This window comes from Paenibacillus sp. FSL F4-0125 (assembly GCF_038008565.1).
In the GTDB taxonomy this organism is placed as follows: Bacteria; Bacillota; Bacilli; order Paenibacillales; family Paenibacillaceae; genus Paenibacillus_AQ.
Genome location: NZ_JBBOZJ010000001.1, coordinates 1,235,232 through 1,261,181, shown reverse-complemented (window position 1 = coordinate 1,261,181; position 25,950 = coordinate 1,235,232). Strand labels below are relative to the sequence as shown.

Below are 25,950 nucleotides of genomic sequence, written 5' to 3'. Positions count from 1 at the left end.
CATTCCTCCAAATTACAATTAAGAACTTATTAGCATGATCTTAATGTACTGGAGAATTGTCAGAGAATTATCAGAGAGCTGTCACGATATTCATAAGCACGGTTTCCAAGGATTGCTCCAAACGATGGAATCCCCGTTCTTCCTTCTCTCGTTCAAATAAATCTGCATATTTCCGATGTAAAGCTGACTGTGGAGAAAACTCGTTACAATAGTGAACAATTCTGTATAATGCATATATCTGCATCGGCACGAATCCTGACATTTCAAGTACCTGAAGCGCCTCATCCAATAACTGCTCTGCTTCACGCCAAGACTTACGCCGTAACATCCATAATCCTCTTGCAACTTTATAACTGCCGATCTCCCGCAAAAAAGGCTTCTCCTGCAAAAGCGCTTCAATGTCTTTCGCCATCCGTTCTAATTCCTGATCTTCTGTTCCCATCCACAAGTGTACGAGCATTTCAGAAATTGCCGTTACAGGAATGAAGTTCTCATACCCTGGCTCTTTAATCACTTCATGCGTCAGCTTTAATCGTTCTAATGCTTTTTCCGGCTGCCCGGCCAGCGTGTATAAATCCAGAATATTAAGGATCTCCATTTCAACATGCTGGGGTGGCAAAAGAATCTTTTTCTCAAGGACTAGCTCGCAGAACTCCAGTTTCTGCTTTGGATCACCCAAAAACATATAACATATTAACAGCGAATAGAATCGCTCTTCTATCTCAACTTCCTCCGTGTTCAGAAGCCATTCCAAATCTCCCTGCACAAAATGAATATAGATCGAATAGAAAGGATCCATTTCATAACCCAAAACATCCTGTTGTCGCGCTAAGGTTAACATGGATCGGCCTTGGCCGTATTGATGATATTTTACGAATACTTCCCGCATCGTCTTTTGCATTTCCAGGTCATATGTAGTCGGATTAGCCATGGCGGCAGAGGAATCCTGCATAGTCAGGCTATAGCCGAATCCCCGAACAGTCTTAATATCTAGGCCTTGTAGCTTGCCAAGTTTTTTACGAAGACGATAAATATGATCGTCTACTGTACGCTCCACCGGATATTCCAGCGGCCATACGTTATCCAGCAACTGTTCTCGGCTGAACGTACGTCCTCTATTTTTGTACAAGAACTGTAAAAGCGTAAATTCCTTTGGAAATAATTCTATCGTTATCCCATCTGTGGTCACTTTATATTCGCTTTCGTTTAATTCCAGTTGCATGATAGAACCTCACTTTCCCCCGAATCCGCTCATTGATTACATTATATCAGTCCGTCCAAGGCGTACTCCAGAACAAAGAGAAAACATACAAAAAGAGCAACCTACAGATTTCTCTGTATGATTGCTCTATGCACCCATTGCTGGTTTTACCCAGCCATATTGTTAAAGGAATCCTGTTCACTAAACACAGAAATATGATCTACTGTGCCGGTTGAGCTTGGAATAATAAATTTCAGCTGGTATTGATCATTGGCTTGATAGGTGTAAATCTTATCATCACCATTTGTTGTGGTGTCATCCGGTTTGCCAAGTGTTCCCTCGATTTGTTTCAGTGTCAGCTTTTGCAGTGCAGCATCACTGGAACGAACATCGAAGATCAGGCTACCTTTGTTAAATCCAAATACGACATGTTTGTCAGTGTAAGTAGCATAAATACCTTTTCCAGCTGACTCTTGTTGATCAGGCTTACCCCAATCCGCTTCTACCTCATCAATAAGACCGGTATGTGCAGCATATTCAACACCGGGCACCTTTCCTTTTTTGGCAAGTACAAGTAGTTCTTTAAGCTGTTCAGCGCTATCTTGTGGATTAGCGTTGGCTGCATTTTCATTAGACTCCGTAGGGGAAGTGGTCGCTGCTGATGCTGTTTCCGTAGGTGTGGTTGATGGGCTGACTTCCGGTTCAGAGGTTGCTGTTACGGCAGTTTCAGTAGGTGCTGTGGTTGGGGTAGCTGAATTTGCTTGTTCATTGTTCGAGCTGCATCCGGCTAGTCCAATCATCCCTGTGAGCAAAATAGAGGCTGCTAAAAACTTAATCTGTGCTGACAAGATGACATCTCCTTAGTAAATTCGCTTAAAGCCGATTGTAAAAATGGAACCGGACATATCTATCATTTACCCAAATCTGCGGAACATCAATAAATTACGGATTAATGCGCACTATCAGGGCATTTCATTGCAGAACGTGCAATAGATTGGGGCTGTTTGCTTCGAAAAAAGCAATGCATTGCACTTCGTGCAATAGAATTCATAAAAACCCCCTAACTAGGCGTTTCTTAACTATTTTGAATGCACAAAGTACAACAGAATTGATTTCCGCTCACTTCAGGATAGATTCTATTGCACAAACTGCAATGAGGGAACATCTCGGGAAGCTCATGGGACGCCGTCTCGGGAACGTCGTCTCGGATCATCATCTCGGGAAATACCTCCCCCTAAGTAAAAATATTCCACACAAACGCAACCTTAATCCTCCAAGCCGCATCTTATTAGTAAAGGGAGGGGAGCTTCATCTGAATATTATAGAGAGAATCAAAGCAAAGGATGAGTCAGCTCTCCGCCTGTTAATGGACGATTACGGCGATATGCTGCTCCGAACCGCTTGCTTGCTGCTCAAAGATCGGCACAGTGCCGAAGAGGCGGTGCAAGATACTTTTATTCAAGCCTATGCCAAAATGAGTCAGCTGCAGGACCCGGAACGGTTAAAGGCTTGGCTCATTCGCATCGTAGTTAACCGCTGCCGTATGAAGCAACGGACTTGGAGCTGGCGTAATATTTTCCCTTCGGGCGGGTTAGAGCTTCAAGGAAGCGATGATGCAGGCTTCACTGCTGGAGCGGAAGAGCTTTTTATGGTGGAATGGCACAATATCAGACTCGCCGAGTCCATGAGGACTCTCGATTATGTATACCGAGAATGTCTGGCATTATATTACTTTCATGAGATGAGCATCCGAGAAATTTCCGAGCAATTAAATACCCCTGAGAATACGATTAAATCCCGGCTCGCTAGAGGACGGACGCTCTTAAAAAAGATTTTGGAGAAGGAGGGACATTTCTAATGAACACGGAGAATACGGAGAAAACGGAGAATACGGAGCGCGAAGCTATCAAGCAATTACTAGACGAAGAACTACAATCCATACACTTTGAAGGACACGAACGCGTCCTCAAAATGACCCACCCTCCAACCTTTGGAGCCCGCCTCTTAGCACTCTGGAATAAGGAAATTGAGATCCCCGTCAAACCTATAGGCGCGATCGGCGCCATTATTCTAGTCGTTACACTGACCCTGCATCAACCAGAGGTTAAACACCATCCACAACAAGGCGTCCAGCAGCAAAAAAACCGGGAACTCATTGAGGCCGGAGGCAATACGTACTGGAAAGATATCTATGAGCAGGCGGTGAAGAAACATGCGAATTAAAATCAAGGTCAAACATCTGGTGTCATTCGTGCTACTCCCGGCCTCCCTGCTCATTCTTCTATTTAACTTTCTGCCCTCCTCAAAGGCACAAATGGAGGAAAGCCCAGCTATTCAATCTAACCTGGCCCGTACAGAACTTCTGCAAAAGCTAGAGTCTACAACTGGCAGTAAACGTATGGAGCTTATTCAAACCAATATCATCGATAAGGAGCACGGCTACGATCCCTATAGATACGACGTAAATATTGGTCCCTCTATGAGTCAGTGGAATCAGGATGAACCGAGTATTTCCGATTTGCTACCGGAGGATAAAATCGCTTTGTTAGAGGAATACATCCTAGATGGACCAGCGAATAATACACGGATATTTGCGGCTAAGCTGCTTGTCTATGAATATGATGCTCTTGGTCGTAGGGACGACGGAGATCAAGCGCTTTACACCGCCGCAAAACAGTTAGACAGCAATTCTAGCGTGGCAAAAAAGCTAGCTCTCCTTCGTGCAGAACGTGCCCTGAATCGTGGAGATATAATAACCGCTGAAGCTATTCTTGAACAGACCACATTTCCATCCGAGAATCAGGAAGATTTAAATGCACAAAAAGCATGGCTTACCGGACGCCTGCTCTTCACGAAAGGAGAAGCGCAGGAAGCTCTTGCCGAAGTAGACAATGGCTTAGCAAGCTACAAAAAATTCTGGCAGGATATTCATACAGCAGGTCCATCATCAAGTTCAGCGCCAGAGATAGGTACTTCAGAAACCGAAATGCAGCTTGAAGCGCTAAAATCCGCCATTCAGTCAGCTGTAGATATGGGAAGTACCTCTACAGCGGTCGTATCCGGAACACTGACTCGTAGCGATGGTTCGCCGGTCTCACGTGCAGGTGTTTTTCTCCGTGCTGAAAGCGAGGTTCATCATAGCATTACTGAGGCTGAACCGTACCGAATCGTTACCGACGATAAAGGGCGTTTCGAATTCCACGGTGTGATTCCGGGCTTCTATCAATTGCAGCTTGGACTTAGCTATGATCAGATCGACGGCTGGACTTGGCCTGTACAGTATGACGATTGGATTGAAGTTAAACCGGATGATAGGTTGAATGAGAGCATTGTTCTACAACCTCTGCTAGAGCTTCAGTCTCCTATTAATCAAGAGACGATAACAGGTCAGTCTGTAGATTTTCGCTGGAAGGCTGTTAAAGGTGCGGCTTACTATCGCTTAAGCGGAGGGGTCTCGACGGTGGGGAGCTCCTTCAGTTCGCAGATTCGGGACTATATTACAGATAATCAAGTCTCCATTCCATTAGATGAACTCTATTACAACAGTGGTTTCTCCTACGGCAGCGGGGGAGAGGGCTTTGAATCGATTGATCCTCTTTCTTTTCTCGTGTTCATGAATCCGGAAGCACGCTTTTCTTGGAATATCGAGGCATTTGATGCAGATGGGCGCCTGATTACCCGCAGTAATGGGTACAGGTTAAACGAAGACACTGTCGGAAATCTTCCTTTCTTCTATCTCAAGGAACGAGAACTGACCACGGCTGATAGACTATTGCTGAATAAGAACCCCGAGCAAGCCCTTGAAATGTACCAACAAAATGTCTTGGATGATCCACAGGATGCTCATGCCCTGCATATGCTTGTAAAGCTGTTGCTCGCCAAATCGTCCATCACGAAGGATGACTCATTAGAAGATCAGGCGATTCCTTCACTCCAGAAGCTCATACAGTTACATCCTTATTCAAATTATGCCTTTACATTGACGCAGTATTATTTTGACCATAAGGACTGGAAATCATATAACGAATTTCATTCCCGTTACAACGAGTTAAACCCAATCGAATTAAACAGTTATGTACGCTCTATTAACGCGACAGCACTCTTGCATCAAGGCAAGCTTAAAGAAGCTCGGGAGCAATTTGCTATCGCCTTAGAGCATGATAACAGCCATCGTTTTATTGGCAGCTATTTGGCGGCAGAATTATACGCAGGCGAGTCACTCTCTTCTGTCTTAACACTTGCTGAACGTTACCCCGAACACAGCTTTGGTCTTAATGGGTATCGTTGGCCACAAATGGTTAAACAGCTCATAAACGAACGAACAAAACAGCCTAGTAACTTTGAACAAGAGTTGAAGGAAAAACTCGGATGGTACATGAATGGTCAGACGGATGTTTTGAAGAAATGGATTGAAGGGGCAAAGTCCTCCGCCCTAAAGACCTTTATGAAAGCCGCACTAGAGGTAAGCTAACTCATTTATGCATTCAAAAATCCGGTCCCTCTCGATAAATACGAGCATGGACCGGATTTTTATTTACGCATGATTTTATTTAGATTTAGCTTCCATCATGTAATTCTGGAAGTCTGTGATACTTGGGTTGGACATATAGTGCCCACCCTCAACTTCAATGGTTTGGCCTGTGATGAATTTAGATTCATCCGATGCCAGGAACAAAACAGTGTTCCCGATATCATCTGCTTCGCCGTGATATGGCAGAGCGTTGAACTTCTGGAAAATATCCAGCACAGCTGGCGGCATATTTCTTGCAGCCGCAGGTGTTAGGATCAGGCCTGGAGCCACTCCGTTACAACGAATTTTATCTTTACCATATTGTGTGGCGATATAACGAGTTAGGTTCACAACAGCTGCCTTAGAGGAGCCATATGCCGTACGCAATGAATCTCCTGCAAATGCTGACATCGAAGCTGTGTTAATGATCGAGCCTCCGCCTGCTTTAATCATATGTGGAATGGCAAACCGGCTGCCTAACAGAACACTTTTGGTATTCACGTTCATAAGGCGATCCCATTCTTCCAAATCTATGTTAACGACATCTAGGTCTTTTTGCAGATTAGTTAGACCTACATTGTTAAATAAGACTGTAATCGTGCCATACTGAGCGACTGTGAAATCAACAGCTTCCTTGATCGAATCCGCTTGAGATGCATCTAGGAAAAGACCTTCCGCCTCTCCACCCTCACTTTTAATCTTAGCCGCTGCTTCTTTAGCAGCCTCTACATTAAAATCGGCGATGACAACTTTGGCTCCTTCTCTAGCCAATAAAGTAGCGGCTGATAAGCCAATACCCGAAGCGCCTCCAGTTACTAATGCAACCTTACCTTGAACTCTTCCCATTTTCATACCCCTTTATAATGTGATTAAGATTCTTAGATGACTTCATTTATGTTTCAGAGCTATCAAAGCTCATTAACAACTTTTCATAAATTTTCAAGAATTGCTGCAGTTCTTCTTCATCGAGCTTCTGAAACATTTCAACTCGGAGCTCCTGCCCCTTAAGCTGTGCTTCCTTCAGTACATCTTTACCTTTGTCCGTGATAGACAGCAGTACATTTCGGCGATCATCCTCGTTATATTTGCGCTCGGCCATTTCCTGCTTAATTAAGCGATTGGCAATGTTCGTCATCGCTCCCGGCGTATAACCTAGCTTCTTAGCCAAAGTAGTTTGCTTCTGGGGACCCTTTTTATTCAATTCTCCCAAGACGAGAACAGGAGATATCCCAATATTGTGGTCAAAAGCATTCATCCATCGAACAATAATTTCATTCGTGAATAATTCAACTGCATGTATGAGTCTAAAAATATCTGGGTTTTCCAAGACATCCTCCTTAGATATTCATAATCATTGGCTACTTCTATATTTATTTTAACACTAAAATATTTAATAGTAAATTATTTAACGGTAAAATACTTAATATTAAAAAAAGAATGCTTTTGAAAGCATCCTTTAAATTGCAGATTTATCAACAACATAAGTACCAGCCATCATATCGTGAAGCGCCCGTTTACGGGGAGTAAATGCGACGAATAGATAATCCACAAGCATGATGGGGCCAAGTATTTTACTAAGGTCAGTAGCCAAAGGCGCCCATAAATTAAGCGTGGTGGAAATCACAGTAAGATCGTAGAGGCTTACGCCAACAATCATTGAAAAAATCGTACTAATGATTCGGAAAATATTTCGAATTAGAGCTTCCTTCAACGTTGGAATATTCCCTTGCTGATTGACAATTTTTATCTTTAAAACCAGCTTTCCAGGCGATCCGCCAAATCTAACGATCATAAAAATATCAAACACGACGAAGAAAATATACTCAAGGATGATGGGAATCTCCGAATGCAAGGATACAGCTAATGAATTAAATATCCAGTATACAATAACCGCAGGTATCAGAATGATAAGGAAATCAAGAACAGTAGCGAGAACTCTTTTCCAAAAGCCTATGAAATCCTCCTGTTCCAAACGCTCAATTGCATTGTCATCCATATCAGGGCCCCACTCTCTATGCTTTACTTTATTCATTCAATTATTCTATGTATCGCTTCCTGATCATATCCCCGATTCCATTCAAATTTCTAATCCTCATAGGCTCAGGCTGAGCCCAATCGGCAGGATGATAAGTCCTAGAGAAATAACAGTAATGATTCTCGTGGTGAGGACCGGTAGTTTTACATTTTTTTCTGATTTATACCATCCTTTAAACTGAAAATGATTCCGATACAGCATAAAAAATATCAATAGATTTCCAAGCCCCATACTCCAGTTATACAAGGGCTGACCAAAAATAGATTGATAAACCAATCTTTCTACTCCGCCTAAAATAAATAAGGTCAATACAAGCAATACGCACAATCGAAATAACTCCACAATAAAAGAACCCAGCTTTATCATTACATAACCGTCCTTTCCAGATCTCCTCGTCGCAATAAAAAATCCATATTCATCCAATTATACACCCTGCCTGCAATGACTCCTATCGAAATATTCGAAGAACAAACCCAGCCCAAGATACATTCTATTCTGAGCTAGGTTGTGTCGCTTCTTCCCTATGATGATGTAACTTCTCCTTTAACCCCTATTTCCTGAATCTGCATCCTCAGATTAACGATTTCCGCCATTAACGCCTCATTCTCCGCCTCCGTATCCCTACTTCCGCTCTGAATCAATTGATTCAGACGCAGCTCCAGAAGAGCAAGATCATCCTCCCGAGCTTGTTCTTTACGGGTAAGCACTCGGCTTCTATCTTTGGAGATGTATTCCTCATAGGAGCCTTGAAAAAACTTTGGTGCCTGAGTCGGTGCTAGGATTACCAAACGATTAGCTACTTTAGCGTGAAGATATCGGTCATGCGAGACCATCACAAGTCCCCCCGGATATCCCCTTAGCGCTTCTTCTACACGCTCTCTAGTGTCAATGTCCAGATAATTAGTGGGTTCATCGAGAACCAATAGATTCGCTTTTCCAAAGTACAATTTAAGGAAGGCTACACGACATTTCTCCCCCAGACTTAAATCACCGATTCGTTTAAAGACATCCTCCCGCGAAAATAAAAAACAACCCAGAATCGTTCTTGCCTCCGTCTGTGTCATACCGGGTAGTTCAAGCAAACTATCCAGGATGGTGGATGACACCGCTAAATTGTCCAGCTCTTGCGCAAAGTAGCCAATCTTCGTACGCGGATGCAGCTGCACTTCGCCTTTGGTAGGTTTATGAATCCCAGCAATCAGCTTCAACAAAGAAGACTTACCAACCCCATTAGGACCCAGAATAGCGAGACGGTCTCCTCGATGCAATGACAAACTACAATCTGTTAATACAGGCGCACTATCTTTATATGCAAAATCGATCTCACGGAGTGACAGCAAAGTGTCAGCCATAAACGCTTCACTTTCCAGCTTCATCTTCAGCTTGCTTGTCTCCCGCGGCAATTCCACACGGTTCTTATTTAAGCGTTCGAGTGCCGCTTCTTTGGCATGAAGACGAGACACATTTTTCTTAGATTTCGCACGCAGGAAATCATGCTGGCCGGCAGCACGGTGTGCCTGCTGGAACCATTCGGCATATCTCCGGATACTCTCAAGCAGCTTCTCCTTTTCCTGTTCTTGCTTCTTATATTGTCCCTCTAGCGTTCGAGCCTCTACCGCCTTCTGCTCCCGATACTGCGTATATCCACCCGAATACCGACGACATCCCTCTGGACTAAGCTCCAGCAAGGCCGTCGCGGTTCGATCGATGAACGTACGATCATGCGAAACATAAAGCACGGTTCCGGGGTAGGTGTACACCCAATGTTCCAACCATTCCATCGTTTCTCCATCTAAGTGATTCGTCGGCTCATCCAGAATCAACAGCTTCGGCTGCTGGGCTAGTAATGCTGCCAGTTGGACACGTGTCTTTTGCCCTCCGCTTAGCGATGGGTATGGCAAATTCCAAACCGAACGATCAAGCTTGAGCTGCTTCAGACATTTTTCCGCTTTAGCCTCCCAGTCATACCCATCAAGCTGCAAGTATTGACCGTATACTTCGGCGTATTCTGCCAATCCCGCTTCGCTCTCGTCGTTCTGCTCCTGTAGCCTCTGACTGAGGGATTCAAGCCGGCGCTTCAATTGGGGGAGCTCAGCCGACCCGGAGAGAACATAATCCAATGCGGTTACTTCTTCTGATATCTCTAGCTGCTGATCCAGCACTCCCCATTCCTCGCGTGGCAAGCCATGATAGATACTTCCCTCCTCAAAAGTGAGGCGACCGATCAATCCCTTAAGCAGTGTGGTTTTGCCGATTCCATTACGACCAAACAAGAGCACACGCTCTCCTTCTGCAATCTCAAAGGACACCTTCTCAAATAACAGGTTCCCGTTCCATTCTTTACGTAAGTTCTTCGCTTTTATTAGGGTCATATTCCATTCCTCCGATTGTATTACAAAATAAAAAACCGCAGCCAGCGGTCTGCGGTCTAATAGCGTATGTTGGGGGGAATATGCCATAACATGAATAGACCACGGCCGTGATCACCTGCACAAGCAGAGTAAACTAAACCATAGATCGTTCTATTCATATAAAAGCAACGTAAGGTTCCCGACCGACACACGTATCCCTGACCGTTATCACCCTGCATGGGTGCTCCGTGACTTGTGCATATGCACTTCACAAGCTTAAGTGGTCTACTTCTAGGAAACGTGTTAGTTATTCATCAGTCGGTGGCCCTCCGTCATTGTCCGAATTTGTTTAATGAGTACAGTATATAACAACACAGCTTAGAAATAAAAGTTCAAGAACAGTTATAAATTAATCTTTACCGACTGAGACTCCGAGCTCCACTGCACCTGAATACCAAATAATTCAGGCAAGGTGCTCAGTGGAATCATCAATCGACCATTTTCATTGCGGGATGCTGGCATCGTAAGTGTTTTTCCATTCACAACAGCCTGACCGGATAACGGCTTATGTGACACCGTACGATTGCCTATCGTAATTAGCAATGCACCCGTTCCAGCTTCACTCTGTAAAATTCCACCTAACAGGGCTACAGATTCTCTCAGCGGAACAAATACACGCGAGTTATCCATTAAAAAAGGATCTTTCAGCTTTGTCGTGACTCCATCCATCTCAAAAGCTCCAGCAAACGTCTTACTTCCTACGGAATATCCATTTTTAGTCGCAATGTTCTCCATCGCCAGTGTGCTTGTTGTGATGATAACCCTTGTATTCTTAGCTATTTTTGGGTAAAGCCAGTGGATGTCATCATTATGCATTCGAATACATCCGGCGCTAACATACTTTCCTATGGAGGACTCATTATTGTTGCCGTGAATCGCATACGTGGTACCATACGTTCCGTTCACTTCTAGCCCTAGCCAGCGGTCGCCAAGTGGATTGGCCGGATCACCCCCGGGTATTTTCTCTTTGTAATAGGGTCTGTTCTTTACTTTAACTACCATTTTGAAACTGCCTTCGGGTGTCAGTTCCTTCGACTTCCCTGTCGCGACTGGAAAGATCTTTACCAGCTTACCCTCACTGAAATACGCGAGTTTGTTTGTTTTTTTGTTCACGATAATCAGATCGGATCCAGCAGCAGCTTCCGCCTTTCCCACACCTGTAAAACATGCAGCGAACAGAAGCCCAAACACAAGCATCAGCTTTATGTTCCGCTGTAATGAAGATTGAAACCAGCTACTCGAAACAAAAAATCCCAATTTTCTCCACCTCCATATATAAAGACGAAATCATTTCAAATTAGTTGCATACCAACCTGTACCTATTCTTTTCAACTCGTCCCCCTGCATTTGACGCAGAGATTGCAATACTGTAACCACGTGAACGCACATTAAAAAAGCCGACCTTTGGATAACCAAAGATCAGCTCTGTATTTTATATGCTCAGTATTTCATGTTTAGACAACTAATGCTAGATCAGCATTCACAATTTTAATATTAAACCGAAATCTGCTGACAAGTCTATCGAGGGATGGAATCAATAATGATCGGTATGGCTAGTCACCTTTTTTTTGATCCAGAAGGTTTCGAACTGCCTGCAAACGAAGAGGATCTATCGGCTTCAGCGCATCACCATCTTCTCTAATTGCTGAACCAAAATGCACCCGATGTACACCTGTTTGTTGTATAAAATTGCTTATCCCGTCCGCCGTTAACCCACTCCCCGCCAAAATGGAGATAGATCGCCCCGCACTAAACTGCTCCAGCGCAGCAATACGTTCCGCACCTCTAGGCGCTGTAGTCTGAGCACCCGATGTTAGAATGTCAGTAATTTGAGGATAACGCGTCAATATTTCTAACGCCTCAAATTGATCCCTCACTTCATCAAAGGCACGATGGAACGTCACCTCTAGATCTTTTGCAACATGAAGCAGCCTCTGAAGGGACTCCTCATCAATGGACCCCTCCTGGCCCAGCATGCCCATTACGATAGCTAATCCACCGATAGATGCAATATGCTGAATATCCCGCGCCATGGTTTCTATATCATCCTTATCATAATAGAAAGACCTGGCGTGAGGTCTAACCATTACTCTAACCGGGATCGAAACGCTGTCGCGTACTTTTTCTATTAGCCCCAGACTGGGCGTCAATCCTCCTTCACTGATCCCAGTGATCAATTCAATCCGGTCAGCACCGTATTGCTCGGCCAGCACTGCGTCACTTAATGTTGTAGCAATAACCTCTAGTAGCATTGTTGACTCTCCTTCATTCATCTCAGAACCTTCTCCTTACTATTCTTTCCTATGGAGCGTAGAAAATTACCCTTATCCATATCCACATAAACACGCAAAAAAAAGGCCTTGATCCTCTACAGAAACTAGAGAATCAAGACCTTTCGTTCTTAAACTATCCTTACGCCCACCACATACCTTGTGGTTGATCGCGAATAAGAATGGATTGCAAATTGGTTACTGCACGATGGAAGCCTTCGTCTACTGTCATCAGTGGGTCTTCATGCTCTATGCTGACCACATAATCATAACCATAAGTACGCAGCGCACTCATGATATCTGACCATTCAGATATGCTGTGTCCACAGCCAACGGAACGGAAGGTCCATGCGCGGGTCTGTACATCGCCGTAAGGCTGCATATCCGTCAGACCATACATATTAATATTGTCCTGATCCAGGTACGTATCCTTGGCATGGAAATGATGGATCGCGCCAGCTTTACCAAGAATCTTGATCGCGCCTACAGGATCGATGCCTTGCCACCACAGATGGCTCGGGTCTAGATTCGCGCCGATCGCATCACAGGTTGCTTCTCTAAGCTTCAGAATCGTGTAAGGAGTATGGCAGAGGAATCCACCATGAAGCTCGATACCGATCTTAACACCATGCTCCTCTGCCAGCTTACCGATTTCCTTCCAGTAAGGGATCAGTTTATGCTCCCACTGCCAGGTTTTGATGTCGCTGTACACGGTAGGCCAAGGGGTAACTGGCCAGTTCGGCGCTTTTGCCTCGTCGCTGTCTCCCGCGGTTCCCGAGAAAGTGTTCACTACCTTAACGCCCATTAGTGAAGCTAGCTTGATCGACTTACGCAAAATTTCGTCACCTTCACGAGCTTCTTCTTTATCCGGCGAAATCGGGTTATTATGGCAACTGAAAGCACTGATCATAATGCCACGTTTCGTGAACTTCTCCAGATATTCCTTACGTGCTGATTCGCTGGCAAGCAGCTCATCTGTTGGACAGTGAGCATTTCCGGGATTGCCTCCTGAACCGATCTCTACCGCATTCAAACCAGCAGCAGCGATTTTATCAAGCATCTCATCGAGAGTTAAACTTCCAAATACAGGATCAAATACGCCTAATTTCATTTATAATACCACCTTTTCTTTGATTGGCTCCAAAGCTTCAGAATGTCCGTAAACTGGATAATCACGCTTCGTTGGTGCACACCAGTTCACGCCATTGATGATAACTCTTTGGATTTCTTTGTTGTAATAGGTTGGATAAGATTCATGACCGGGTTGGAAATAAAAGATCTTCCCGTTCCCACGACGATAGGTCGATCCGCTTGGGAACACATTGCCGCCTTCAAACCAGCCGACAAAAATAAGACTCTCCGGTGCTGGCACATCAAAATGTGCTCCGTACATTTCCTCTTGCTCCAAATCGATATATTCGCCAATCCCCTCAGCAATCGGGTGACTTGGGTCCATGACCCAAAGACGCTCTTTCTCCCCTGCTTCACGCCACTTTAGATCGCAGCTGGTGCCCATCAACTTCATGAATATTTTGGACATATGACCCGAATGAAGCACCACTAGCCCCATACCTTGCAGCACTCTTTGGTGAACGCGGTTTACAATCTCATCACTAACTTCTTGATGGGCGACATGTCCCCACCAAATCAGTACATCCGTGTTATCCAGCACTTCTTGTGTCAGTCCATGCTCCGGTTCATCCAGCGTAGCTGTCTGAGCGTCCAATCCGGCTTCCTGAAGGAAGCTTGCCAATTGTCCGTGAATCCCTTGCGGATAGACCTTGAGAATTCTCTCTTCCTGCCGTTCATGGCGGAATTCATTCCATACCGTTACTCTGGTCACTTTGGACACACTCCTAGTTCATAGTTATCTATGTCGTTAATCTTTATTGATTATTCAAATTAGTCAAAAAATACAGGCATGCCAGTCTCAGAGGATTTATAAATAGCCTCTAAGATGCGGGTAACAACGAGCGCCTGCTCTGGCTTCACTACAGGCTCGGTGTCATTAACAATGCTGTCGATCCACTGAGTAGCCTCCGTCACCGCAGGATCATCTCCTGCGCCATCATAAAAGTCTACGCCACCAGCTTCCAGGCTAATATGCTTCTCGAATGTCTTGCCGTATTCTTCTCCGTTAATACGCAGACCGTTCTCCATATCCGCTCCACCTTCAGTACCGCAAAGCACCGTCTTGGCTTCACCAACATCGAGGGTATTCAGCGCCCAGCTGGCTTCGAGAACAATGCTAGCGCCATTCTCCATCGTAATGAATCCAATCGCGGAATCCTCAACTGTAAATTTCTCAGGATCCCACGGACCCCAAGCATTCGCAGCGTTTTTACGACCGGACAGCTTATGATAAGCGTTACCCACAACATATTTAGGTTTGTAGTTATCCATCATCCAAAGGGTCAAATCGAGGGCATGCGTACCGATATCAATCAATGGACCTCCGCCTTGTGCTTCCTCATCTAAAAACACGCCCCATGTTGGAACAGCGCGACGACGGATCGCCTTAGCTTTAGCATAATAAATCTCTCCAAGACCATTATTCTCGCATACCGTATGCAGATAAGCTGAATCTGGTCTGAAACGGTTCTGATAACCGATAGTTAGCTTTTTCCCAGTTCGCTCTGAGGCATCGATCATGGCTTGCGCTTCTGCTGTAGTCTTAGCCATCGGCTTCTCGCACATTACATGCTTACCTGCCTCCATAGCCGCAATGGAAATCTCAGCATGAGAAATATTCGGTGTACATACATGAATCACATCTATACTTGCATCTTTAAGCAGTTCTTTATAATCTGTGTAAACCGCAGAATTCTCATCCCCAAACTCCGCTTTTGCCTTCTCCGCACGCTCAGGAACGATATCGCAAAAAGCAACCATTCGCGCACCTTCTACTTTTTTTAACGCTGGCATATGTTTGCCGTTCGCAATGCCTCCGCAGCCGATAATTCCTACTGTTAATGTCATTTATATTCTAGCCTCCACTTGTTCCTGTTTTGATATCTCTATCATACAAAGCCCGGGACCTGCTTTCTTCCTGCATTCTTGCTCTTTTATTCCCGAATATTGTCTTATGGTATTTAAGTGGGGATATCCCCGTTGCTTCCTTAAAAAAATGATGGAAGGTCTTTACGCTTCCAAACCCGGCGGCTTCCGCCACTGCAGACATCGGTAAATCATCATTGATCAATATCCATTTGGCTTTGTTAAGCCGATATTCATTTAAGAAGGCTATAAAGGTCATGCCCGTATTCTTCTTAAATAGCTTGGTAAAATAATAAGGACTAAAGCCCATATAATTAGCTACCTCGTTCAGTGTAATGGCCTCCTGATAGTGCTGCTCCACATAAATAAAAATCCGCTCTAATCGCTCAAGCGTCTCTCTGGACTGATTCAGTGTATCTTCCGAGAACTTAGGCTGTTTATTGATTGCACTCTTCGGAAACTCCCGCAAAATAACGGTCAGTAGTTCAAACAATCTAGCTTTGATTAAGTAGGCGTACCCCTCTCTCCGCTGTACGTCTTCCTCGTAAATACTCTCAATGAGCTTTTTGATCTTCTCGGCGGTTCCCTCAGGCCATTTTGAACTAGAATGCTCCATAAGCGTAAAAACCTCACGAAGCGAATAGTCATTTCCGCTCAAAGCTGCGACTTCCTGAAACAAGTTAAGATCAAATTGGATCACAACCCTCTCGCTCTCAGGTGAGGCAAGAAAATAATGCACATCCCCACCATTGATGAACTGAACCTCACCCTGCTCCATGTGAATAGGGGTATCGTTAATTCCCAGATTTAGACTTCCTTTAGTTACATAGATAATTTCAATTTCTTTATGCCAATGCGGATAGCACAGTGTATCCCCTCCACAAAGTAAACTTCTAAAGGGAAAGTGCTTATCCACATCCGGAATTTCGAGATAAATATTCATGTGTGCAGCTCCTTATCCGATCGAACATTTAAACACAAGTTGAACATGCAAATTCGATTTTTACGTAAGCGTTTACTCTCTAAATGGTAGCCCTCTAATATTCTTTTGTCAATTCTAGATGTACACGGTCCTTAATATCATGCTTTTACTGCATTTCAGCTCTCTATCTTCGTTTTAAAAGAAATTACTGGTAATTAAATCGGTTTCATTCTATTAAAAATCAATTCTCTTTCATAGTTCTTAGGGTCCACTAATTTTTTAAGTAGAGTTGACAAGTATACCTGCCAGGATTTATATTCATGGTAAGCGTTTACGTAATTCACTTTACCTTCTTTCATTTTTCAAAGCGTAAACGTTTAATCTAAGGCTAACCGTAATTTAAGGAGCACGTATGATATGAACCCAACAATTAAAGATGTTGCACAAAAAGCGAACGTTTCCATTGCGACAGTCTCTCGCGTGCTAAACAACTTAAGTGGGTACTCCGACAAGACGAAACAAAAGGTAAATGAGGCTATCAAAGAACTTGGCTATCAACCTAACGCAATTGCTCGTGGCCTTATCAATAAGCGTACGCAGACCATAGGTGTAATGTTTCCGAGTGTATCTGGAGCTTTCTCCTCCGATCTGCTTAAAGGCATTGAGGAATTGGCCAATGACCGCAATTACAGTGTAATGGTCTGTAATACCGACCAGGATGGTAAACGAACGTTAAAGTACTTACAACTCCTAAGGGAGAAGCAAGTCGATGGCATTATTTACGCTAGTGAAGTCTTGAAGAAAGAGTATTATGATGTGCTAGAAACGATGAAAATCCCAGTAGTGTTGGTTTCTTCCCAAACGGAGTTTGCCAGTGTGCCATACGTGAAAGTAGACGATTTTCAAGCTGCTTATGATGCTACTCTCTACTTAATATCCAAAGGTCATAGCAAAATCGCCATGATCAGCGGAAATCCAAGCGATGCTATCGCTGGTGCACCCAGAGCCGAGGGATATCGTAAAGCGCTTGAAGCGAATGGAATTCCTTTCGACAATCGGTATCTCACCTTTGGAGACTTTCTGTATGAAAGCGGGAGCATTGCAATGGAGACGCTCTTGGAGCAAGCCCCTGATGTCACCGCCGTCTTTGCCGCTAGTGATGAAATGGCGATAGGTGCCCTCTCCACTGTCATCAAATATGGTTTAAGTGTTCCCGAGGATATATCCATTATGGGTTATGACGATCTTGGAATGGCAAAAATGATTATTCCTCCGTTAACTACAGTTCGTCAACCGCTGTACGATATTGGTAAGATAGCCGTAGAGAAACTTATTCATATGATTGAAACAGGTGAGACTGTAGAAAGCAAAATTGTCGATCACTCCATCGTGGAAAGACAAACGGTAAGATCACTTACCTGAGTCTTTTTACCCCTTTTACGTAAACGTTTACTCTTTATCGGTTCATGCATGTCCGCAGCCTTAAAGTAGCAGAATATCAATTAGTTTTCATTTACGTACATGTTTAATCTCTTACATGTTCATAATACCAACAAATTATTAGGAGGATTTATCATGAAAAAAACAATTAAACCCGTAGTGGTTAGCTTAGTGGCCATGTCCGTGCTTAGTGCATGCGGTACGAATAATAGCAACAATGCGACTGGCAACAGTACAAATAGTGGTGGAAATGCCTCCTCCGGTGAAAAGGTGAAAATCGAGTTTTTCCAAAATAAAACCGAAGCCAAAGCCACTTTCGACAAACTGGTTGCGAAATTCAATGAAGCCAATCCAAACATTGTCGTTACACAGGTTAACCCGCCAGATGCTGAAACGGTATTGAAAACTCGTGCAGCTAAGAAAGATATTCCTGACGTAGTAGGGCTCGGAGCAACTGACACCTACAAGACGTTATCTGGCAGCGGTCTTTTTGAAGATTTCTCAGGTGATCCACTCGCTGAGAATATCCAGCCAGCATATCTCCAAATGCTAAAAGACCTGACGGGTTCGGAGGAACTGAATGGTCTTCCATTCTCTTCAAACGCAAGTGGTGTCATTTACAATAAAGCGATGTTCGCTGAAGCCGGTGTGACTGTTCCAACTACTTGGGATGAGTTCATGGCTGTCGCTCAAAAATTCAAAGATAACGGTCAGAATGCTTTCTACCTGACACTGAAGGATTCATGGACAACACTTACACCGTTCAACTCCCTTGCGACGATCATTAAAGGAAATGATTTCTTCAAGGAGCGTACGGCTGGTACTGTAACCTTCGCAGACAGCTATACCGAGGTTGCTGAAAAGCTGCTGAAGCTGACCGAATTCGGACAAAAAGATATTTTTGGTAAAGGTTACAATGACGGAAACACAGCATTCGCTAAAGGTGAATCCGCAATGTACCTGCAAGGGGTATGGGCGATCCCGGAAATCGTGAAAGCCAATCCATCCATTGAACTTGGCGTATTCCCATTCCCAGCAACAAATGATGCTGCCGCTAACAAGGTCATTTCTGGCGTAGATACGTTGCTGACGATTTCCAAGAACACTAAACATAAAGAAGAAGCAAAGAAATTCGTAGACTTCCTGCTTCAACCTGAGAATGTTAGCCTATACATCAATGAGCAAAAAGCATTCCCAGCTGTACAAGGTGTAACACAAGATGATCCAACGATGGACGGCTTCAAAGAAGCGTTTACCGCAGGTAACTTGGCTGACTTTGCTGACCACTACATCCCAAGTGCAATGAAAGTGGATACCATCAACCAATCCTTCTTACAAAAGAAAGATATAAAAGCTTACCTAGATCAGCTTGATAAGGAATGGGATAAAGTAGCTAACCGGAAATAACCAGATCAGACAAACATGAACCGCGAAAGAGAACGGGGCTTCCCCACTTCTCTTTCGCTTTTACAATGAGGAGGATTACATGATGGCCAAACGCCGAGTCGCCTTTTATCTGATGACTATACCGGCATTACTTCTTTTCTTTGCCTTCCATACCTTTCCTGCAATTCAGGGTATATATTATTCGTTCACAAACTGGGACGGCTTTAGTGACAGCTTTGATTACGTAGGATTTAAGAACTTCATTAACATTTTTCAAGACGAAAATGTGTTGAATTCATATGTGTTCACTTTTAAATATGCCATTTTAACCACAATTCTTATCAACATCATCAGCTTGTTGATTGCGCTTGGACTTAACGCCAAAATTAAAGCCAAAAACTTTTTCCGTGGCGTATATTTCTTGCCGAATATCCTCAGTGTATTGATTGTCGGCTTTATTTTTAACTACTTATTCGCTAATGTATTCCCTATTTGGGGTGCGAAACTCGGCAGCGAATTCTTATCACAGAACATTCTCGGTAACTCGGATTGGGCTTGGATCGGTATCGTCATTGTAGCCGTTTGGCAAGGGATTGCTTATAACACAATTCTCTATTTGGCGGGTCTTCAAACCATTCCTCACGATCTTTACGAAGCTTCCAATCTGGATGGTGCTAGCCGCTGGAGAGAATTCTGGAGCATTACGTTCCCAATGCTTGCTTCCTTCTTCACCATCAATATGGTGCTCGCGATGAAGGGCGGTCTGATGGTATTTGACCAAATCGTCGCTTTGACAGGCGGGGGTCCAGGTCGTTCAACACAATCTATTGCCCACTTAATCTACACAGGCGGCTTCCAAGGCGGAGAATTTGCCTATCAATCGGCGAACGCCGTAATTTATTTTATCGTGATTGTCGTTATCTCCGCCCTTCAGCTTAAATTTCTGCAGAAACGGGAGATGGACTTATGATCAAAAAATCAACCAATTGGCCAGTAACGATTCTTATCGCCCTAGGCTCACTACTGATCCTGTTTCCGCTTTACATGACCATTGCCATCGCACTCAAGAATCCCGAGGAAATGGCTCAATCTATATTCTCGCTGCCAACCGGCCTGCATTTTGAGAACTTCTCCAATGCCATTAAGGCAACGAATTTCTTCAATGCATTAGGAAATAGTACCGTAATTACCATTACAACAGTTGTGTTCATATTGCTTACCAACTCCATGGTAGCCTATGCTATTGCACGTAATATGAAACGAAGATTTTTCAAAGTACTATACTTCTATTTTATTAGTGCTATGTTTATCCCTTTCCAGATTATTATGCTGCCTGTGGTCAAAGTGACTACGGACCTGCACATGAACAACATTGTAGGGATTATTATTCTATACGTTGTTTATGGTCTGGCCTTTAACGTATTTGTATACACCGGTTATATCCGTTCCATTCCGTACGAACTGGAAGAAGCGGCAACAGTAGACGGTGCGTCGACATTTGGAACATTCTGGAAGATTATTTTTCCACTCCTTGCTCCTGTCAGTGCAACGATCGGTATCCTGTCTTGTCTGTCCACTTGGAATGACTTTATGTTACCGCTGGTTCTACTCGGCGATCAGGATTCCTACACACTTCCGCTTGTACAATATGTGTTCCAGGGGCAGTTCAGCACAGATTTCAACTTAGCGTTTGCTTCATATCTGCTCGCATTAACCCCGATGCTCATCGTCTACTTGTTCGCGCAAAAATGGATTATCAGCGGACTAACATCAGGGTCTATTAAATAAAACAGCTAGATCTATACAGAGATAGGAGATTATTACCTTGGAAAAGAAATGGTGGAAAGAAAGCGTAGTGTATCAAATCTACCCCCGCAGCTTCAAAGACAGCAACGGGGATGGCATTGGTGATCTGCAAGGGATTATTTCGAAACTCGATTATTTAAATCATCTTGGCGTCGACGTGGTCTGGCTATGCCCAGTGTACCAGTCGCCAAATGACGATAACGGTTATGATATCAGTAATTATCAAAGTATTATGGATGATTTCGGAACACTCTCCGATTGGGAGGAACTGTTAGCTGGACTTCACACCCGCGGTATGAAGCTGATTATGGATCTCGTAGTTAACCATTCCTCAGATGAGCATGCCTGGTTCATGGAATCCCGCAAATCGCAGGATAACCCTTATCGTGATTATTATATCTGGCGTCCTGGTAAAGATGGACAACCGCCTAACGACTGGGGCTCCTTCTTCAGTGGGTCGGCTTGGGAATACGATGAGAAGTCAGAAGAATATTACCTCCATCTCTTCTCACGAAAACAACCGGACCTAAATTGGGAAAATCCAAAGCTGCGCAAGGAAATCTACGATATGATGACTTGGTGGCTGGATAAAGGAATCGACGGATTCCGTATGGACGTAATCAACTTGATTTCCAAAGTACCAGAATTACCTAGCGTTTCTGAAGAAAGTAACGGAGACCAGCCTACGTACCACTTCGGAGGAGACTATTTTGTTAATGGTCCGCGCGTACATGAGTATATGCAGGAAATGAACCGTGAGGTCCTATCCAAGTACGATATCATGACCGTGGGTGAAGCCGTTAATGTCACTCCAGAAGAAGCTTCACTGTATGTTTCCGAGGACCGTAATGAGCTGAACATGGTATTCCATTTTGAGCTTATGGACGTCGATTCTGGACCTGGAGGCAAATGGAATGTACAACCTTGGAAGCTGGCGGACATTAAGTCCATTATTTCCAAGTGGCAAGTCGCGCTGGACGGTAAGGGTTGGAACAGCTTGTATATGAACAACCATGATCAGCCGCGAATGTTATCCCGCTTTGGAGATGATAAGCTGTTCCCGAAAGAGTCTGGCAAAATGCTGGCAACACTGCTTCACACACTCCAAGGTACACCTTACATCTATCAAGGTGAAGAAATCGGGATGACGAATGTACAGTTCGCATCTATCGACGACTACAAGGATATTGAAATTGTAAATATGTATAAGGAATACTCGGCTGCTGGACACTCGGAAGAAAAAATCATGAATTCCATTTACATCAAAGGTCGGGACAATGGCCGTACGCCGATGCAATGGAACTCCGAGCCACAGGCAGGATTCACCACCGGCACTCCGTGGCTGGCTGTGAATCCTAACTACCAGGACATTAATGTGGAGAATGCGCTAGCTGATCCTGATTCTATTTTCTACTACTATAAGAAGCTAATTGAGCTGCGTAAGCAACATGAGATTATCGTATACGGAAGTTATACAATCTTGGCTGAAGAGAATGAGCAGGTATATGCTTATCTGCGAACTCTTGGAGAAGAACAACTGCTTGTTGTATTGAATTTCTTCGGAGATTCTACGGTATTCGAGCTTCCTTCTACTGTGAAATTCCAAGCGAAGGAACTGCTCATTGCCAACTACGAAGTAAATGCAGAAGATGAAATAAACACGATTCAGCTTCGTCCTTATGAAGCTCGTGTATATAAGCTTAGCTAATCGGACCCACTGGATCTGTTTATCTAAGTTCAATAGCAGAACTACAAAAAGGAGCCGCTCGGCTCCTTTTTGCTTGTATATTTACTTGTAAGAACATTAATAATTTACTTTTTGTAGCTTAACCTTCCGTGTTTATAATTCCATAATGAATAAGATCATCATATTTATTTTCTTTGTAGATATGCTGTAATAAAATGCCTTCCTTTACCATTCCACATTTTTGCATCACCCGCCCAGAGGCTGGATTTGAAGCAAAGTGTCTTGCAAATACTTTATGATAATGCTTTTCTGAAAAAGCAAACGCAAGGATCGCTTTTGTTGCTTCAGTTGCATATCCTTTACCCCAATATTCCTCACCGATCCAATAGCCAACTTCACCGTTTCGGTGTGCTTGCTTATTTGTCAGTCCTATAGCTCCACAGAGCTCGTTTGAGCTTTTATCAGTAATCGCAAACTCATAATGTATATTATTGATAAAATTCTCTTCATGAGCTTCAATCCATGCTATTGCACATTCGACAGGGTATGGATAAGGTAGGGTCAGCGTACTTTTGTAGACATTATAATTATTGCAGAGATCAGAGACACGTTTTGCATCAGCTAATTCAAAGGGTCTCAACATCAATCTTTCGGTCGTAATTGTTCTCTTCTCTTGATTAAACATTGGTTTACCTCCGCTCAACAATCTCTCACACCATCGGCATCGTCAAACTCATATTCTCCGCTTCGATCAATATCGCTGTTAGTCCTGTCTCCGTGCGTGTCTCATGCCATTCGCCTTTGTCCCAAAACACGGCAGAACCCGCGCTAACTGAAATATCTGCTTCTTCCCCTGCTCTGACCCAGCCTTCTCCACTAACGACCAGAAAAAGCTGTGGTATCGGAGCCTGATGCCAGCCCACAAGTCCATTCTCACCCAAGTGCATACAACCTACATGCGGAGAATCTGCCGCTGTCAGTATTCTCGACATCAAAAGCTGTTGACTGCCGAATGCATCAATCGATTTACCAGCTTCTTTGGCAAAGTTATATACTCGCATCTTACACTGTTCCTCCTACAGTTACTGGATTCGAATTCACCTGTACCTGTCCCGCATTTATTTTCTCAATAATTGCCAATAAGAAGGTTTCCGCAAGACTGTTCTTTTTAATGGCTCTGGCAGCCTCTTCCAATGTAAACCACTGTGCATGATCGACCTCAGCACTCACCTGACTTAAGTCCTCCGAATCTGCAACACCTATAAAATTCAGCATTAACGTATTAGAAGGTGCGAAATACAAGCTGCGCATATATTCATAGCTTACAATATCAAGACCTACCTCTTCTTTTACCTCCCGAATAAGTGTTGTTTCCGCATCTTCACCTTTATTCACGTACCCTGCAAGTAATATGTAATCTAGACGGTTATACTGCTGGATTAATAGAATCTTATTCATGTCCCGATTTAATACCGCCGTACTGATAGCTGTGCTAAAAATAGGGAATCTGAACACTTCACATGCATTACAATAAGGCACTTGCCCTTCCCCATCGCTTTCTTTCATTACTAACGCAGTTCCACATTCGAGACAATATTTCAAGCTGATCTCTTCTTTCTATAATAAAGTAGTCAATACCTATTCCAGTTGCGGTGGAACACGATGCTGCGTTGCTTGTTCAAACCCATAGGCTATGGATAGGAGCGTAGACTCACTATAGGCTTTTCCGGAAAAAACTACACCAAAGGGCCCCCTTGTAGGATCACCGTCAGCATCAATAATGCCTTGAGCTACAAATCCTGCCGGAACGGTAACTAACGGATACCCCAAACGCGCTGCAATATACATACCATCTACATCACCAGGCAATAATAATGCATCCAAGCTATATTGTTCCAACACGTAATCTATTCCTTGCTCGAGTGCTACTGCTCTGTATTCTTGTTTCTTTTGCTGATATTCTTCTTCGGTTAAAGTTACTTCCTCTGACCTAGTTAATGTGTCTTGCCCATATTGTAATGCGATTTCGGCATGACGTTCATTATACGCTATCAATTCTTGCAAAGAGTGAACCGGAACGGAATCATCTACCCCAGATAAGTACGTATTGAGCCCCTTTTTAAATTCATAGCAGATCACATCATTATTCCAGTTTTGCTGTTCAACGTAAAGTGTAACTGGATCTATAATCGTAGCCCCTTCGTTCTTCAAGGTCTGAATAGCTGCTTCCATAATTGAAAGCCGCTCTGCATCTAAATGGTTATAATAATGCCGTGGGATGCCTATTCTTGCTTGCCGTATAAAGCTTTTATCTAAAAATGGAGTATAGTCTGTAAAAGCATGCTTCTCGCTCGAAAATGTTGCTTCATCCTTGTCATCCACTCCCGTTAATGCTCCCAAAATAATCGCCGCATCCGTAACTGTTTTAGCTATAGGTCCAGGGGTGTCTTGGCTAACTGAAATAGGAATTACTCCAGTACGACTGACTAATCCGACCGTGGGTTTGATCCCGACGAGAGCATGCTGACTGGCAGGACCAACAATTGATCCTGCGGTTTCCGTTCCAATCGATACTGCTGCCAAATTCGCCGCAATAGCTGCCGCAGGGCCAGAACTAGAGCCGCTGACAAATACACTCCCAGGTCCATAAGGATTCAGCACTAGCCCTCCCCGTGAGCTATACCCAGCCGGCATTGAACTGGACATAAAGTTAGACCACTCCGACATATTCGCCTTCCCAAGCAAAACAGCCCCTGCCGACCGAAGCTTAGCAGCTACGAAGGAATCTTTTGCCGCAAATGATCCTGCTAAAGCTATTGAGCCAGCGCTCGTATGCATTTTATCCGCGGTATCAATATTATCCTTCAATAATATAGGAATACCGTGTAGAATTCCCCGGCTTCCTTGTTCCTTACGTTCAATATCCAGTGCTCTCGCGATGTCCTTAGCGTCTGGATTAATTTCTAAAATTGCGTTTATATCTATATCGTACTTATGAATCCGTTCCAAATATGCAGCGACCAAATCTTCTGAGTTAACTACTCCTGCTTCCATAGCCGCTTGCAGTTTTGCAATATCCGCTTCTATTATCCATTCCTGAAGTTTGATCTTCATTAGAGCAGCTCCTTCAAATATAATCGCCTACGACATCCTTATAAGGAAGGTAAGCGTTTAGCGAGAAATATAAGGTTAAAGTATAGTGTGAAACGTCACTTTCTTATATTTCAAAATAATGTAATTCTCCCTAGCATAAACCTACCATAAATTCTTAGCGCAATGACATGA

At 43.8% G+C, this 25,950-nt stretch carries 25 protein-coding genes; 8 read left to right on the top strand and 17 right to left on the bottom strand.

Annotated features, from left to right (window positions below):
- Nucleotides 1–70: 70 nt before the first annotated feature.
- Nucleotides 71–1,222 carry a winged helix-turn-helix domain-containing protein gene (locus NST74_RS05530; RefSeq protein ID WP_341110864.1) on the bottom strand — a complete coding sequence of 384 codons (1,152 nt, stop codon included), beginning with the start codon at nt 1,220–1,222 and terminating at the stop codon, nt 71–73.
- Between the two features lie 146 nt (nt 1,223–1,368).
- Nucleotides 1,369–2,049, bottom strand: coding sequence for a YjgB family protein (locus tag NST74_RS05525; RefSeq protein WP_341110863.1), 681 nt, complete (start codon nt 2,047–2,049; stop codon nt 1,369–1,371).
- Between the two features lie 305 nt (nt 2,050–2,354).
- Here NST74_RS05525 and NST74_RS05520 point away from each other — a divergent pair, with 305 nt between their 5' ends.
- The 3 genes from NST74_RS05520 to NST74_RS05510 are packed head-to-tail and all read left to right on the top strand — an operon-like array spanning nt 2,355 to nt 5,672.
- A complete protein-coding gene (locus NST74_RS05520; protein WP_341110862.1) occupies nt 2,355–3,059 on the top strand; it encodes an RNA polymerase sigma factor in 705 nt (234 codons plus the stop codon).
- The gene (locus NST74_RS05515; protein ID WP_341110861.1) at nt 3,059–3,424 is read left to right on the top strand and encodes a hypothetical protein; all 366 of its coding nucleotides are present in this window, start codon (nt 3,059–3,061) and stop codon (nt 3,422–3,424) included. Before NST74_RS05520 ends, NST74_RS05515 begins: the two co-directional genes overlap by 1 nt.
- Nucleotides 3,414–5,672: a carboxypeptidase-like regulatory domain-containing protein gene (locus NST74_RS05510; protein ID WP_341110860.1), complete on the top strand. Its 2,259-nt coding sequence runs from the start codon at nt 3,414–3,416 to the stop codon at nt 5,670–5,672. Before NST74_RS05515 ends, NST74_RS05510 begins: the two co-directional genes overlap by 11 nt.
- A 75-nt stretch (nt 5,673–5,747) precedes the next feature.
- On the opposite strand, the gene NST74_RS05505 is transcribed toward NST74_RS05510, so the two are convergent.
- The 11 genes from NST74_RS05505 to NST74_RS05455 form a co-directional block, all read right to left on the bottom strand.
- The gene (locus NST74_RS05505; RefSeq protein ID WP_076117916.1) at nt 5,748–6,557 is read right to left on the bottom strand and encodes an SDR family NAD(P)-dependent oxidoreductase; all 810 of its coding nucleotides are present in this window, start codon (nt 6,555–6,557) and stop codon (nt 5,748–5,750) included.
- A 46-nt stretch (nt 6,558–6,603) separates the two neighbouring features.
- A complete protein-coding gene (locus tag NST74_RS05500; RefSeq protein WP_341110859.1) occupies nt 6,604–7,038 on the bottom strand; it encodes a MarR family winged helix-turn-helix transcriptional regulator in 435 nt (144 codons plus the stop codon).
- 129 nt (nt 7,039–7,167) lie between these two features.
- Nucleotides 7,168–7,743: an RDD family protein gene (locus NST74_RS05495; protein ID WP_341110858.1), complete on the bottom strand. Its 576-nt coding sequence runs from the start codon at nt 7,741–7,743 to the stop codon at nt 7,168–7,170.
- Nucleotides 7,744–7,803: 60 nt separating this feature from the next.
- Entirely contained in the window at nt 7,804–8,112 is a 309-nt protein-coding gene (locus tag NST74_RS05490) for a hypothetical protein (RefSeq protein WP_341110857.1), read from the bottom strand.
- 155 nt (nt 8,113–8,267) lie between these two features.
- The gene (abc-f, locus tag NST74_RS05485) at nt 8,268–10,118 is read right to left on the bottom strand and encodes a ribosomal protection-like ABC-F family protein (RefSeq protein WP_341110856.1); all 1,851 of its coding nucleotides are present in this window, start codon (nt 10,116–10,118) and stop codon (nt 8,268–8,270) included.
- Nucleotides 10,119–10,499: 381 nt separating this feature from the next.
- Nucleotides 10,500–11,414: a L,D-transpeptidase family protein gene (locus NST74_RS05480; protein ID WP_341110855.1), complete on the bottom strand. Its 915-nt coding sequence runs from the start codon at nt 11,412–11,414 to the stop codon at nt 10,500–10,502.
- Nucleotides 11,415–11,710: 296 nt separating this feature from the next.
- On the bottom strand, nt 11,711–12,430 hold the full coding sequence (locus NST74_RS05475; protein ID WP_341110853.1) for a copper homeostasis protein CutC: 720 nt from the start codon (nt 12,428–12,430) through the stop codon (nt 11,711–11,713).
- Nucleotides 12,431–12,569: 139 nt separating this feature from the next.
- The gene (locus tag NST74_RS05470) at nt 12,570–13,538 is read right to left on the bottom strand and encodes a sugar phosphate isomerase/epimerase family protein (protein ID WP_042124692.1); all 969 of its coding nucleotides are present in this window, start codon (nt 13,536–13,538) and stop codon (nt 12,570–12,572) included.
- Nucleotides 13,539–14,270: a ThuA domain-containing protein gene (locus NST74_RS05465; protein WP_042124690.1), complete on the bottom strand. Its 732-nt coding sequence runs from the start codon at nt 14,268–14,270 to the stop codon at nt 13,539–13,541.
- Nucleotides 14,271–14,329: 59 nt separating this feature from the next.
- Nucleotides 14,330–15,406, bottom strand: coding sequence for a Gfo/Idh/MocA family protein (locus tag NST74_RS05460; RefSeq protein ID WP_042124688.1), 1,077 nt, complete (start codon nt 15,404–15,406; stop codon nt 14,330–14,332).
- Between the two features lie 7 nt (nt 15,407–15,413).
- On the bottom strand, nt 15,414–16,367 hold the full coding sequence (locus tag NST74_RS05455; RefSeq protein WP_341110851.1) for an AraC family transcriptional regulator: 954 nt from the start codon (nt 16,365–16,367) through the stop codon (nt 15,414–15,416).
- Nucleotides 16,368–16,763: 396 nt separating this feature from the next.
- Between NST74_RS05455 and NST74_RS05450 the strand changes: the two genes are divergently transcribed.
- The 5 genes from NST74_RS05450 (at nt 16,764) to NST74_RS05430 (ending at nt 22,686) form a co-directional block, all read left to right on the top strand.
- On the top strand, nt 16,764–17,768 hold the full coding sequence (locus NST74_RS05450; RefSeq protein WP_042124684.1) for a LacI family DNA-binding transcriptional regulator: 1,005 nt from the start codon (nt 16,764–16,766) through the stop codon (nt 17,766–17,768).
- A 153-nt stretch (nt 17,769–17,921) separates the two neighbouring features.
- Complete coding sequence (locus NST74_RS05445; protein WP_341110849.1) at nt 17,922–19,193, top strand: ABC transporter substrate-binding protein; 1,272 nt, start codon at nt 17,922–17,924, stop codon at nt 19,191–19,193.
- A gap of 82 nt (nt 19,194–19,275) precedes the next feature.
- On the top strand, nt 19,276–20,142 hold the full coding sequence (locus NST74_RS05440; RefSeq protein WP_036680400.1) for a carbohydrate ABC transporter permease: 867 nt from the start codon (nt 19,276–19,278) through the stop codon (nt 20,140–20,142).
- Nucleotides 20,139–20,960 (top strand): carbohydrate ABC transporter permease, encoded by an 822-nt coding sequence (locus tag NST74_RS05435; RefSeq protein WP_170880249.1) that lies wholly within the window; start codon nt 20,139–20,141, stop codon nt 20,958–20,960. The genes NST74_RS05440 and NST74_RS05435 overlap by 4 nt, the downstream gene beginning before the upstream one ends.
- A gap of 37 nt (nt 20,961–20,997) precedes the next feature.
- Nucleotides 20,998–22,686, top strand: a complete 1,689-nt coding sequence (locus NST74_RS05430) for a glycoside hydrolase family 13 protein (protein WP_341110848.1) — start codon at nt 20,998–21,000, stop codon at nt 22,684–22,686.
- 118 nt (nt 22,687–22,804) lie between these two features.
- Here the strand turns inward: NST74_RS05430 and NST74_RS05425 are convergent, their stop codons facing one another.
- The 4 genes from NST74_RS05425 to NST74_RS05410 form a co-directional block, all read right to left on the bottom strand.
- On the bottom strand, nt 22,805–23,350 hold the full coding sequence (locus NST74_RS05425; protein ID WP_341110847.1) for a GNAT family N-acetyltransferase: 546 nt from the start codon (nt 23,348–23,350) through the stop codon (nt 22,805–22,807).
- A 25-nt stretch (nt 23,351–23,375) separates the two neighbouring features.
- A complete protein-coding gene (locus NST74_RS05420) occupies nt 23,376–23,726 on the bottom strand; it encodes a cupin domain-containing protein (protein ID WP_341110846.1) in 351 nt (116 codons plus the stop codon).
- 1 nt (nt 23,727) lies between these two features.
- Nucleotides 23,728–24,231 carry an NAD(+) diphosphatase gene (locus NST74_RS05415; protein ID WP_341115831.1) on the bottom strand — a complete coding sequence of 168 codons (504 nt, stop codon included), beginning with the start codon at nt 24,229–24,231 and terminating at the stop codon, nt 23,728–23,730.
- A 72-nt stretch (nt 24,232–24,303) separates the two neighbouring features.
- On the bottom strand, nt 24,304–25,779 hold the full coding sequence (locus NST74_RS05410) for an amidase family protein (RefSeq protein WP_341110845.1): 1,476 nt from the start codon (nt 25,777–25,779) through the stop codon (nt 24,304–24,306).
- Nucleotides 25,780–25,950: the final 171 nt, after the last annotated feature.

Coding starts and splice junctions, on each gene's coding strand:
- NST74_RS05530 (WP_341110864.1), bottom strand. CDS start 1,222: ATGCAACTGGAATTAAACGAAAGCGAATATAAAGTGACCACAGATGGG.
- NST74_RS05520 (WP_341110862.1), top strand. CDS start 2,355: ATGAGGGAACATCTCGGGAAGCTCATGGGACGCCGTCTCGGGAACGTC.
- NST74_RS05515 (WP_341110861.1), top strand. CDS start 3,059: ATGAACACGGAGAATACGGAGAAAACGGAGAATACGGAGCGCGAAGCT.
- NST74_RS05510 (WP_341110860.1), top strand. CDS start 3,414: ATGCGAATTAAAATCAAGGTCAAACATCTGGTGTCATTCGTGCTACTC.
- NST74_RS05505 (WP_076117916.1), bottom strand. CDS start 6,557: ATGGGAAGAGTTCAAGGTAAGGTTGCATTAGTAACTGGAGGCGCTTCG.
- NST74_RS05495 (WP_341110858.1), bottom strand. CDS start 7,743: ATGAATAAAGTAAAGCATAGAGAGTGGGGCCCTGATATGGATGACAAT.
- NST74_RS05490 (WP_341110857.1), bottom strand. CDS start 8,112: ATGATAAAGCTGGGTTCTTTTATTGTGGAGTTATTTCGATTGTGCGTA.
- abc-f (WP_341110856.1), bottom strand. CDS start 10,118: ATGACCCTAATAAAAGCGAAGAACTTACGTAAAGAATGGAACGGGAAC.
- NST74_RS05475 (WP_341110853.1), bottom strand. CDS start 12,430: ATGAATGAAGGAGAGTCAACAATGCTACTAGAGGTTATTGCTACAACA.
- NST74_RS05470 (WP_042124692.1), bottom strand. CDS start 13,538: ATGAAATTAGGCGTATTTGATCCTGTATTTGGAAGTTTAACTCTCGAT.
- NST74_RS05460 (WP_042124688.1), bottom strand. CDS start 15,406: ATGACATTAACAGTAGGAATTATCGGCTGCGGAGGCATTGCGAACGGC.
- NST74_RS05455 (WP_341110851.1), bottom strand. CDS start 16,367: ATGAATATTTATCTCGAAATTCCGGATGTGGATAAGCACTTTCCCTTT.
- NST74_RS05450 (WP_042124684.1), top strand. CDS start 16,764: ATGAACCCAACAATTAAAGATGTTGCACAAAAAGCGAACGTTTCCATT.
- NST74_RS05445 (WP_341110849.1), top strand. CDS start 17,922: ATGAAAAAAACAATTAAACCCGTAGTGGTTAGCTTAGTGGCCATGTCC.
- NST74_RS05440 (WP_036680400.1), top strand. CDS start 19,276: ATGGCCAAACGCCGAGTCGCCTTTTATCTGATGACTATACCGGCATTA.
- NST74_RS05435 (WP_170880249.1), top strand. CDS start 20,139: ATGATCAAAAAATCAACCAATTGGCCAGTAACGATTCTTATCGCCCTA.
- NST74_RS05425 (WP_341110847.1), bottom strand. CDS start 23,350: ATGTTTAATCAAGAGAAGAGAACAATTACGACCGAAAGATTGATGTTG.
- NST74_RS05420 (WP_341110846.1), bottom strand. CDS start 23,726: ATGCGAGTATATAACTTTGCCAAAGAAGCTGGTAAATCGATTGATGCA.
- NST74_RS05415 (WP_341115831.1), bottom strand. CDS start 24,231: ATGAAAGAAAGCGATGGGGAAGGGCAAGTGCCTTATTGTAATGCATGT.
- NST74_RS05410 (WP_341110845.1), bottom strand. CDS start 25,779: ATGAAGATCAAACTTCAGGAATGGATAATAGAAGCGGATATTGCAAAA.